The organism is Mesorhizobium sp. M7A.T.Ca.US.000.02.2.1, assembly GCF_003996995.1.
Lineage (GTDB): Bacteria > Pseudomonadota > Alphaproteobacteria > Rhizobiales > Rhizobiaceae > Mesorhizobium.
Genome location: NZ_RZTT01000167.1, coordinates 1 through 12,317 on the forward strand (window position 1 = coordinate 1; position 12,317 = coordinate 12,317).

Sequence of the window (12,317 nt, forward strand, 5' to 3'; positions counted from 1 at the left end):
TCGCAACATTGCGGCCAGCCCTTTCTCCCCGTCACTATACGGGGAGAAATGCCCGGCAGGGCAATGAGGGGCGGCGCCAACCTAAGGTGATTGTCCTGGATAAACATGCGGGCGACGGCAACAGCGCCGCCTGTGATTTAATCAAGAATTTGGGAGGCAGCGGTGTCCGACAGAGTAAAAGTGCTGGTGGTGGGTCTCGGCAATATGGGTGCGTCGCATGCCAGCGCGTATCACCGGCTCGACGGTTTCGAGATCGTCGGCATCATGAGCCGCTCGATCAAGACCAACACGAAGATTCCGGGAGAATTAGCCGGCTACCCACTCTATGAGGATTTCGACCAGGCGCTGAAGGAGACAAAACCAGACGCGGTGTCGATCAACAGCTGGCCGAACACCCACGCCGAGTATGCGCTGAAGGCAATCGCCGCCAACTGCCACGTGTTCATGGAAAAGCCGCTCGCCACCAACAATGAGGACGCCGAAAAGGTGGTCGCGGCGGCGCGGGCGAAGAACCGCAAACTGGTGCTCGGCTATATCCTGCGCGTCCACCCCTCCTGGATCAAGTTCATCGAGGTCGGCAAGACGCTCGGCAAGCCGCTTGTGATGCGGCTCAACCTCAACCAGCAGAGCAGCGGCAGCGCCTGGCACTGGCACAAGAACCTGATCGATTCGCTGATCCCGATCGTCGATTGCGGCGTCCACTATGTCGACGTCATGTGCCAGCTGACCGGCGCCAAGCCGGTGCGCGTGCATGGCATCGGCGCCAAACTCTGGGCGGAGGCCGACAAGCAGAATTACGGCCACCTGCACGTCACCTTCGATGACGGCTCGGTCGGCTGGTACGAAGCGGGCTGGGGCCCGATGATGAGCGAGACGGCCTATTTCGTGAAGGACGTCGTCGGCCCCAAGGGCGCGGTATCGATCGTCGCCGGCCAGCAGGCGAACAGTGCTGCCGAACTGGCAGAGGTTTCGAATTCCGCCGACATCGACCGCCACACCAAGACCGATGCCCTGAAGATCCACTATGCCGCGGTCGACGGCGACAAGAATTTCTCGAAGCCCGACGAGATCGTCAGCATGGAGGACGAGCCCGGCCACCAGGAGCTCTGCGACCGCGAGCAGGCCTTCTTCCTGCGCGCCATCCGCGAGGATCTCGACCTCACCGAGCAGATGGATGCGGCGGTCAACAGCCTGCGCATCGTGCTGGCCGCTGAACAGAGCATCGCACTCGGGCGGACCATCGACCTGGCCTGACGCAATCCGGCTGCTGGCGGCAATCGTTTCAGGCCGGCGCTGCCCCTCACCCTTACCCTCTCCCCGTGAAGAACGGGGAGAGGGGGTCGTCAGCGTTGGAGCGTCTCCCTTCTCCCCGTCACTATACAGGTGCCGGCAGGCGGATGAGGGGCGGCGCCAACGTTGGCAAGATCAACGAACGACGGGAGAGAGACATGGTCACCGAAAGTCTGCTGAAAACCTATGCCGAGTCCGACGCGCTCGACCTTGCGGCACTTGTGAAGCGGGGCGACGTTTCGCCGGCGGAACTGGTGGAGGCGGCGATCACGCTTGTCGAGCGGCTCGACCCGGCGCTCAATGCGGTCATCCATCGCCTCTACGACATGGCGCGGGCGCAGGCCGAGACGGTCGACACATCAGCGCCCTTCGCCGGCGTGCCGTTCCTGCTCAAGGAGCTGGCCTCGTCCTGGACCGGGGCACCGAACACCAATTCTTCTTTCTACCTCAGAGATGTCGTTGCCGATTTCGACACCGAGGTCGTTCGCCGCATGAAGGCGGCCGGGCTGGTGCTGGTCGGCAAGTCGAACGCGCCGGAGAACGGTTGGTCGATCACCACGGAACCAAAACTCTACGGTGTGACGAAGAACCCGTGGAAGGAAGGCATCACGCCCGGCGGCTCGAGCGGCGGTGCTGCCGCGGCCATCGCTTCGCGCATGGTGCCGATCGCCGAGGCCAGCGATGGCGCCGGCTCGATCCGCATTCCGGCCTCCTGCTGCGGCATCGTCGGACTGAAACCGTCGCGCGGCCGCGTCAGTCTCGCGCCGTTCGGCGACTATTGGTACGGCGGCGCGTACTTCCTGTGCTGCTCGCGCACCGTGCGCGACACCGCGGCCTATCTCGATGCGGTTGCCGGCGCGCTGCCCGGCGATCCCTACACGCCGCCGGTTCCTGATGGCAGCTGGCTCAGCCTCTCGGCGCGGGCGCCAAAGAAGCTGCGCATCGGCTTTTCCGTCACGCCGCCCAACGGCACGGCGATCGATGCGGAGGTGAAGGCGGCGGTGCTGGCGACCGTGGCTGCGCTCGAGCGGCTCGGCCACGACGTCGAGGAGCACGATATGCCGCTCGACGCGAACGCTGTGTGGAAAACCTACACCAACATGACCTGTGTGCAGACGGCGGCGACGTTCGACTACCTTGAGACGGTGATCGGCCGGCCGGTGACGCCAAACGACGTGGAGGCGGTGACCTTTGCGATCATCGAGCGTGGCCGTTCGACCAGCGGCACCAGGCACATCTCCGATGTCGAGCAGCTCAGGCAGATCGGCCGCGACATCGTCGGCGACCTCGGCGCCTACGATCTCTTCATCACCCCGACCCTGACGCAGCTGCCGCGCCCGCTCGGCTACTACGACATGTCGGAAACCGATATCGACCGCTACAACGCCAAATGGGCGGACTCGGTGTTTGCGTTCCCCTTCAACATCTCCGGCCAGCCGGCGATCTCGCTGCCGCTCGGCTGGTCGAAAGACGGCGTGCCGATCGGCGTGCAACTGGTCGGCCGCTACGGCGACGAGGCAACGGTGCTGGCCGCATCGGCGCAGCTGGAGCAGGAGATGCCGTGGAGGGGGAGAAGGCCGGCGGTGAGTGGTTAGTTGCTGCGAGGCACGCACCGCCGAGTTCCGTAGCGCCCCCCTCTGTCCTGCCGGACATCTCCCCCTCGAGTGGGGAGATCGGCTGTCACAACCACCTTCGCCAATTTTCGACGTTGAAAGACGAAGACCGACGCCGAAACAGTCAATCTCCCCACTTGAGGGGGAGATGCCCGGCAGGGCAGAGGGGGGCGCCGTAGAGTGCGATGGTGAAAACGGCAAGCACCCTCCACCAGCCTCGCTAGCCAATCCTCTCCAGCCGCCTCGGCAGTCTGTTCATCGGCTTGGGTCCGTCCGGCGTGATCAGGAACTGATCCTCGAGATTGAAGCTGGCGAGGCCGTCTATGTAGAGCGGGATCTCGAAGGCCAGCACCATGCCGGCTTCGATGACGACATCGCTATCGGCGGCGATGAACGGCCATTGCTCCGAGAAGACCGACTGGCCGACGCCATGGCCGAAATGACCGCGGCGGTAGGTGCGCAGCCCTTGCCGCGCCAGGCTGTCGGTGGCGACGCGATGCACGTGGGCGAGCGTGGCTCCCGGAACAAGCGCAGCCAGCCCGTCGTCGAAGGCCCGCTCGGCGATCGCGTGCAGTTCGGCCTGCTCGGCGGATGGCGGTCCGAAGGTGAAGTTGCGCGACATGTCGGAGGCGTAGCCGCCGACCGTGCAGACCATGTCGCACTTCAGCGGATCGCCAGGCATGGCTTTCGCATCGGTGCTTTTGGCCTTCGCGCCCAGCGTCACATATTCGGCTGTGGCGACCGGATGGGACAGGCCGGCCGCGGCCGTGGCGACGCCTTGCCGATAGAGCGCAATGAGATCGGCCTGACGCATGCCGGCCATGGCATCGACCTGCAGCCGCTCCAGGCCGGCTTCGGACAGGATGATGCCTTGCTGCAGCAGGTCGATCTCGCGCGGCGACTTGATGGCCCGCAACCTGTCGAGCACGGCCGAGCCGTCGACCATCGTGCAGCCCGGCAGCAGCGCCTGCATGACCGAGAGATCGGCGGCGGGAATAAAATCGAGATCGACGCCGATCCTTGCGCGCTCAAGTCCGAACCCGCTCAGGATCTCCTTCAGTTCGCGGACGGAACGGGCAAGTTCGAATGTTGCCGGCCGGGAAAAACCAGGCGCCCGGCCAGACGAGGCAAGGCCGGCCTCGACGCGTTGCGCCAGCCCTTGCCCTGCGGTCGAGGCGTCAAGCGTGGCGGTTTCGATCCAGATCGGGTGGCTGCGGATGACGGCATCCGACAGAGCCAGTTGCAGCTGTCCCGCATTGAAATCCGCCACCACGACGCCCATCGGCAGGTCCTGGCCCGCGGGGATGACGACGAAGCCGGCGCCGGCACGCCGGAACAGTCCCGCCGGGCCGATCGAGGCGCCGGTCGCATAGTGGAAGGCCTCAGGCGCGCACAGCACCAGCGCCGCGATGCCGGCGCGGTCCATCAGTTGCGCCGCGCGCTGGCGATTGACAAAGCCTGTCATGGGCTTCTCCACTGTCCGAAGCGGCAACGGAGCATTCCGGGCATCGACAATCAAGCCGCTGACAGCAGCTACTTGATCGATTCCAGCTTGGCGACGGCGGCGGTGAAGCCGGCCAGCGACACCGGGATGGTGACCGGCTTGCGGGTGACCGATTCCATGCCGATGTTCAGATTGGTCCCGGACTTCATGGCCTTGATGAGATCCGCCGACAACGGCGTGGCGGCATAGGCGCCGTTCTGGTCGCTGGTCTGGATGGCAATCGTCGTCTTCTGGCCCTGGTCGATCTGGAAGGAGGCGCCGGACGGCAGGAACAGGCCGTGCGGCAGGGCAAGCAGCATGGCGAGGCTGCCATTACCGTTGTCGCGGCGCACGGTCACGGTCAGCACGCGCTGCCCGGTCTTGGCCTCGGTCAGGTTCTGCGACACCTGGCACTGAAGCTCGGTGGTCGCCGAACCGCTGGAGCAGTTCACCGCCCACGGATTGGCATCGGCCGGTTTTGCATTGCTTTCAGCCGGCTTTGGCTGGGCCGGCTTGGCATCTTCGGCAAGGGCTGGGCCGGCGGCCAGACCAAGCCACAGGGCGGCCAGCCCCGCGGCCATGCCAATTAAATTAGACTTGTCTAAAGTAAGTGCCATGTTGTTTCGCCGGATGCCTTGCATGTTTCCTCGCCGCGCCCCGGTATTCTCCCGAGCATGGCTTGATACAACACTCGCGACTGTTCCGAAAGCCGAGCCGGAGGCAAGCAAGCCGGCGAAATTACTGTGGCCTTTCAGACACAGCGAGCAATTTTGCAGGAAAGCTCTAGAAATCGGATCGGCCAGGACTCGCTATACAATAGAATTCGAGTAAGAATCTACACGGGGCGCGTGTAGTCCCCGAAGGACTCGCCAGGGATGGGAACTACCGAGACTTCTCGGCAAGTTGGTGAGATAGCGGCGCGTGGGGAGGATTTCCACGTTCGCGCTGGCTATCGCCGTTCGCAAATCGCCAGGCATCTTTGGAAGACGACAGCGCTGACGACGCTGGCGCTCGGCCTTTCCGGTCTGACGGCCCATGCCGATCCGAACGGCCTGTGGCAGCCGCAGATCCGCGCCATCATCGGCGCCGACAACAATGGCGGCAACGCCGCGCTCGAAGGTTTCATCCCGCTCAAGCAGACGGCCGAATCCGTGCTGTTCCTGGATGTCCGGGCCAAGCATGATTTCAAGGATGGTTCCGGCCAGGATGTCGGCCTCGGCATTCGCCGCATCGTCAACCCGGACCTGATGATCGGCGGCTACGCCTATCTCAACCTCGAGAACTACAACTCCACCCAGTTCACCGCCGCCACGCTGGGCGCCGAGGCGATCACGCCACATTTCGATGCGCATGTGAACGTCTATCTGCCGATCAAGGGCGATTCGACGGATCACTCGACCAGTTCGACCCTGTCGATGGTCAGCAACCAGCTGATCGAGCAGATCTCGGTCCTTGACCACCGCGACTACGCCGCGTGGGGCATCGAGGGCGAGATCGGTGCGCAGGTGCCGGTCGCCCTGCCCGACAAGCATTCGCTGCGGCTCGACATTGGCGGCTATCATTTCGAGGATCCGCATGGCGACGACGGCAGCGTCACAGGCGCCAAGGCCGGGTTCGAGTATACGATCGGCGATGTCTTCGGCAGCAAGACGGAACTGGTCTTCGCCGGCGAGGTCCGCAACGACAATCGCGACGACACCCAGTTCGCCGGCAGTGTGCGGCTGAACATCCCGTTCAATCCCGGCAGCGGCTCGGACAATGGGGCCGACAACGGGCCGGAGCCGGTCTATCCGGTCAGCGAAGGCCTGCGCAAGCGCGTCAACGAACGCGTGCGTGGCGATATCGGGGTCCGCGTCCAGTCGCAGACGCTGACCGGCGGCTCGACGACGCGTGTCGCGATCAACGCCGCCACCAATGCTGCCTTCGGCAAGTTCTATTTCGCCGATGGCGGCCTCGCCGGCGCCGGCACGCTGGCCGACCCGACGACGCTGGACGACGCCGTGACCAAGTCGGGTGCGAACGGCTTTGTCGTCGCGCTTGGCGGCAACGGCAATCTGACGACCGGCGGCGTGACGCTTGCCAATGGACAGACCGTCATCGGCGGCGGCGAAAGCGTCACCGCCAGGCTTTTCGGCGGCGGCACCAGCACCTTCAACCTGGGCGGCAGCGACGGCACGATCCAGGGCACCAACGTCGCCAACCCGGTCATCACGCTGGGCAACGGCAACACGCTCAACGGCATCACCATCACCGGCGGCGCCGACGGCATTTTCGGCAACAACATCACCGGCGCGACGCTGACCAATGTGACGGTCACCGGTGCGGGCGGCAACGGCGCCGACTTCACCGGCAGCTCGACCGGCATCACCGGCTCCAATTTCACCGCCACCGGCAACGGCCTCGATGGTCTGCACATCGAAGGCGACGGCACCTACAATTTCACTGGCACGACGCTGCTGCAGGGCAATCTCGACGACGGTCTCGATATCAGCGGCAAGGGCACCTACACCTTCGCCACCGTCAATGCGCAGGACAATACCGACCGCGGCATCACCGTGCAGGGCACGTCGACCGGCGGGACGTTCACAACCACCGGCGGCACCGTATCGGGCAATGGCGGCACCGCCATCTTCATCGATCCGATCACCGCTCATGTGGTGCTGGACTCGATCAGCCAGAGCGGCGGCACGTCGGGTGTCGTGCTCGAGAATGTCGCGGGCAGCTTCACCGTCAACGGTGCGACGACGATCTCCGACACGACCGGACCGGCGATCGCCATTTCGGCTTCGCCGGCGGCGATCCGCTTCGGCGACATCAACATCACCAATCCCGGCGCCGACGGCATCTCGTTTGCCGACGTCAATGCGGCGGTGGTCGCCGGCAACATCGTCATCTCCGGACTGGGTGTCGGCACCGGCCTCGACTTCTCCGGATCCAAGACCAGTTTCACCGCCCAGTCGCTCAACATAACCGGCTCCGGTGCTGCCGGCTCGATCGGCATCGACCTGACCTCGCCGAGCGTCGGCGGCGCGGTGATCAGCATCACCGCTGGTGGCGTCATCGCCAATGTCGATACCGGCGTGCGGCTGGGCATTGCCGGCACGCCGGGGGCTACGGCCAACGCCGAGTTTACCTTCGGCGGCGGTTCCAGCTCCATCTCCGGCATCACCGCCTCGCTCGATGCGCGCGGACTCAATGAGGGCAGCGGCCACTACGCCTTCGGCACGACACAGTTTGCCGGCCCGCAACTCTACGATCTGCGCAATTACATTTTCGTCGCGGCCGGGGCTTCGGGCGGCGGCACGTCGATCACCGACCTCGCCTCGATCGATTATGCCGACAGCATTACCGCCAGCGACGCCATCATTGTCCTGGTCAACCGCGGGACAATCGACGACGCCACCGGCTTCTCGCTGAGCGACGGGCAGGAACTGGCGTCGTTCGGCAACGGCCGTGAGTTTTCGCTCGGCGGGGTGCCGTTGAATGTCACCGGCACCAACGTCCATCATGACGAATCCATTTCGGATTCCGCGGGCGCGGCAACGCTGACCAGTTCCGGCGGCGGCGATGTCGTGACGCTGGGCAACGGCAACACATTGCTCGATTTCAATATTTCCGGGGGCGCCGCCGCCGGCATCCACGGCCTGGGCATCAATGACCTGACCGTCCAGGGCGTGACGGTCAGCAATGTCGCAACCGGCCTCTTACTCGATGGAGTGACCGGTACGGTCTCGGTCGACGACCTGACCGTCCAGACCGCATCTGAAATCGGCATCGTGCTTGTCGGTTCGAGCGCGACCGTCAATTTCACCGGCAACACCAAGATCACCAACGCCACCAGTGCCGCGCTGTCCACCAACAATTTCGCCGGCATCGCCACCTTCGACGATCTCGACATCACCGGCGGCGGCGTAGGCATAGGCATCGTCGGCGGCTCCAGCGGAACCTTGACCTTCGGGGTCGGGAGTTCCATCGCCAACACGAGCAGCAACGCCTTCTCCATCAGCAACTCGACGCCCAACGTCACCTACAACGGCACCATCAACCAGACCGCTGCTACCAGCGCGGTGACGATCTCCGGCATGAGCGGCGGCAGCGCCACGTTCGGTGGAGCGATCACCGCCAGCACCGCCACCGCCTTTGCGATCAACCTGAGCGGCAACACCGGCGGCACAATCAAGTTCACCGGCGGGCTGGATCTGACCACGACCACCGGCACCGGCTTCAGCGCCACCGGGGGCGGCACGATCACAGTCGCGGCCGCAGGCACGGAGCAGATCACCACCGGCACCGGCCACGCGATCAATCTCGACGGCGTCACCATCGGCACCGGCGGCATGGCGTTCGACAGCATCACGACAGGCGTTGCGCAAGCCACGGCGCTCAATTTCAATGCCGTCTCGGGCGGCCCGTTCCTGGGTGGCAATGTCACCATCGGTGGCACCACTGCCGGCATCAACGGCCTTGCAATCAACGCTTCGTCATCGACCTTCACCATCACCAATCTGGTGACGACCAATGTCGCGGGCACCGATGTCAGCCTGACCAACAACACCGGCTCGATCGCGATCCTCGGTGGCGCCATCGCCAATTCGGGCACTGGCGACGGTGTCGTCGTTTCCGGTGGCAGCGCGACAATCGGTGTGGCGGCCAACATCTCCAGCTCGGCAACCGCGCCAGGCACGGCGGTCAAGGTCGACGGCACCACCGGCGGCTCGGTGACCTTCAGCGGCAGCCTCACCTCGACCGGCACCGGCAATCTTTTCGCGATCGGCTCGACGCTGCCCCCGGTCGGCGGCGCGATCAGCTTCATCGGCTCGACGCTGTCTGCGACGGGCGGCGGTGGCGCCGTCGTCACCGGCCTTGCCGGCACCGCGACGCTGAACGTCACAGCTCCGCTGTCGATCACCGGCGCGACGGCTACTGGCCTGGCCATCGCCAATGTCGCCAGTACCGCATCGGCGACCTTCGGGGCGGTGACCGTGTCGGGCGCCACGGGCAATGGCATCGACATCACCAACAATGCCGGCGCCGTCACCTTCGGCACCACCAGCGTGACGATGGGTTCGACCGTCGGTCCAGCCGGCATCAACTTCGCCCTGACCAATGCCGATGTCACATTTGGAACAACCAATGTGACGATGGGCTCCGGCGCCAACCAGACCGGCATCGACTTCAGCGGTTCATCGACCACGGCCGATTTCGGCGTGACAACGATCACCGGCACCGGCGACCTCACCTCGCGCGGCATCGACCTGTCATCGACGACGGGCAACAAGACCATCACCTTCCTGCAGGGCTCCAAGATCGACAATGCCGGCGTCGGCGTCGAGCTGGCATCCGACGGCACCACGGCGACTTCGGCCAACGCCAACTTCACCTTCGGCGACGGCAATGCCGCCGACGGGCTGGAGTCGACCATCATCGCGGCCAGTGGCGGCTACACGGTCAACACGATCGGGCTCGATCCGACGCTCGGCAATTATGATTTCGACGATGTCGCCTTCACCGGCAGCGCCAATCTGGCCAGCGCGGTCGGCGGGGTCGTCATGATTTCCCAGGACGGTGGCGTGATCGCTGCCGGCACCAACGGGCTCAGCGCCGCGGTGACCACGGTCACGGCCGCTCAGGCCGATGCCATGACCGGCACACTGACCTTCGCCTTTGTCGGCACGGTCGATCTGAGCGCCGCGCCGTTCACGCTCGATTCGGGCCAGTCGATCACCGGCTTCGGCAACGGCAGTTCGATCATCACCTCCGGCACCATCCAGCCGATCAATGTCCAGGGCAATCTCGGCGCCACCGGCGGCAACGTCACCGGCAATGAGGGCGTGGTCAAGAGCACGGGCGGCGATACGTTGCAGCTGCTCGGCAGCAACCAGGTGCGCGACACCGCATTCGACTTCACCGGCGGCAGCGGTTCGGTCTTCACCATCGACCAGAATGCTGCCGGCTTCAGCAATGTCGGCGGCATCGTCATCCAGGGCGTCACGGTCAGCAATGTCGCCACCGGCCAGACGGCGTTCAAGGTCGCCGGCCTCGACAGCAATTTGTCGATCACGGACAACAACGTCAACGTCGCCGGCACGCTGCTCGACGTCGATGGCGGCGCCGGCAACATCACGGTCACGCGCGGCACCTTGCCCAACAGCGGACCGGCGGGCACGCTGACCGGCGGCGGCATCTCGATCGCCAACCGCACCGGCGGCACGGTCAATTTCACCGACAAGGTGACGGTCAACGGCAATGGCGTCTCGCTGACCGGCAATGCCGGCTCAACTGTCACCTTCGCCGATCTGGACATCGCCACGTCGGGAGCGACGGCGTTAAGCGCCAGCGGCGGCGGCACGGTCAATGTCACGACCGGCACGATCAACGCCACCAACGCGCAGGCGGTGGCGCTCGACGGCATCACGGCCGGTATCAACTTCGCCTCGACAAGTGCGACTTTCGCTTCCGGCAGCGGCATCGACCTGCAGAACCTGGCCGGCACCGCAAGCTTCGGCACCGGTACGCTGACCAACACCGGTTCGGGCCCGTCGTTCAATGTCGGCTCGACGATCGCCGGCAGCGGTGGCAACGCGACGATTTCCTATGGCGGCGCGATTGCCAGCAACGGCACGGGCGCCGCGGCGTCAATCCAGAGCATGACCGGTGGCTCGGTGACGCTGTCGGGCAATCTCACCGATGCCAATGCGGCCGCCGGCGGCAACATCGTCGTTGCCGGTAACGACGCAGCCGCGATCACGTTCTCGGGCGCGACCAAGCAGATCAATTCGGGCGCGACGGACGGCGTGAGCTTGGGCATCATTGGCAATTACGGCTCAGGCGCCCCGGCACTGAATACCAACAGCACGATCGACTTCACCCATGGCGGCCTTGATATATCGACAATGACCGGGGCGGGCTTCGTCGCAATTGGCGATTTAGGCCCGGCTGGCGCAACCTCCGCCATCATTACCGTCACCGGCGCGGGCAACAAGATCAATGCCGGCAGCGACGGACTTGTGGTGTATGGTGCCAATGTCGGCAGCGCCGGCGTTACCTTCGACAGCATCTCGGCGGACTCCACGATTCCCCTTCCCGGCGGTGCCGGCGTGACGCTGTTGGGCGCCAATCTCGTCGGGGATGTCAACATCGGCGGCCTGAGGGATACCGGATACACCGGCGCCTGGCTGTACGCCCTGAGTGGCACCGGAGAGGTCAATTTCACCGGGACGATCGATCTCGACGTCCAATATGCCGGGTTCAATATCGGCGGTCCCGAGGTTGGTACCGTCAACATCGCCAATGTCGCCGGATCCACCCTGACCATCGATGGGGGCCAGTTCGGCATCATACAGAGCTCGCAGGGCGGGACCGTCAACGTCGGCATCAACGGCAGCGCCAGCATCACGAACACCACCCTCTCGGCTATCAGCCTCGGCGGCGGCAATGACCTGGCCTTCACCACGCTGACCTACAAAGGTTCGATCACGGTCGGTGCGGGCGCGGTGTTAAGCGCCACGGGAGATGCGACCCGTCTGAACATGAGCGGTTCCGTCGTTTCCACCACGTCATCGACGGCCTTCGACTTCTTTGGCCATGCCGAAGGCATATACGATATTTCGAGCACCATCGATCACAGCGGTGGCGAGGGTGTCGCCATCGGCGGCTCGGCCAACGGCACGGTCACCTTCTCTGGCACGTCGAAGATATTCAACACCGGCGCCAACGATGCCATCGTCAAGGCACCGTCGTACGTGATGGACCCGCAGACCAAGGGCACTCTCGCCTTCACCAATGGCGGCCTTGTCATCAACACCAGCAGCGGCGCCGGCTTCACCGCCAGCACCTTCGGTTCGGGAACAGTCAGCGTCACCGGTGCCGGCAACACCATCACGACCACGAACGGCGGCACGGCGCTGAAGCTTGGCGACGCGACGGCGGTC

Annotated in this window: 5 protein-coding genes; 3 read left to right on the plus strand and 2 right to left on the minus strand. The window is 64.8% G+C overall.

Going from position 1 to position 12,317, the window contains the following annotated elements:
- Positions 1–162: 162 nt before the first annotated feature.
- Together EOD15_RS17130 and EOD15_RS17135 are read left to right on the plus strand one after the other, a co-directional pair.
- A complete protein-coding gene (locus EOD15_RS17130; RefSeq protein WP_127321351.1) occupies positions 163–1,254 on the plus strand; it encodes a Gfo/Idh/MocA family oxidoreductase in 1,092 nt (363 codons plus the stop codon).
- A gap of 194 nt (positions 1,255–1,448) precedes the next feature.
- On the plus strand, positions 1,449–2,885 hold the full coding sequence (locus tag EOD15_RS17135; RefSeq protein ID WP_127321352.1) for an amidase: 1,437 nt from the start codon (positions 1,449–1,451) through the stop codon (positions 2,883–2,885).
- A 238-nt stretch (positions 2,886–3,123) separates the two neighbouring features.
- Here the strand turns inward: EOD15_RS17135 and EOD15_RS17145 are convergent, their stop codons facing one another.
- Both EOD15_RS17145 and EOD15_RS17150 read right to left on the minus strand, forming a co-directional pair.
- On the minus strand, positions 3,124–4,368 hold the full coding sequence (locus EOD15_RS17145; protein WP_127321353.1) for a Xaa-Pro peptidase family protein: 1,245 nt from the start codon (positions 4,366–4,368) through the stop codon (positions 3,124–3,126).
- 68 nt (positions 4,369–4,436) lie between these two features.
- Positions 4,437–5,003 (minus strand): invasion associated locus B family protein, encoded by a 567-nt coding sequence (locus EOD15_RS17150; RefSeq protein ID WP_245463695.1) that lies wholly within the window; start codon positions 5,001–5,003, stop codon positions 4,437–4,439.
- 258 nt (positions 5,004–5,261) lie between these two features.
- On the opposite strand from EOD15_RS17150, the gene EOD15_RS17155 reads away from it, so the two are divergent.
- On the plus strand, positions 5,262–12,317 hold a 7,056-nt coding region (locus tag EOD15_RS17155; RefSeq protein WP_185929011.1), incomplete at its 3' end, for an inverse autotransporter beta domain-containing protein.

Coding starts and splice junctions, on each gene's coding strand:
- EOD15_RS17135 (WP_127321352.1), top strand. CDS start 1,449: ATGGTCACCGAAAGTCTGCTGAAAACCTATGCCGAGTCCGACGCGCTC.
- EOD15_RS17145 (WP_127321353.1), bottom strand. CDS start 4,368: ATGACAGGCTTTGTCAATCGCCAGCGCGCGGCGCAACTGATGGACCGC.
- EOD15_RS17150 (WP_245463695.1), bottom strand. CDS start 5,003: ATGGCACTTACTTTAGACAAGTCTAATTTAATTGGCATGGCCGCGGGG.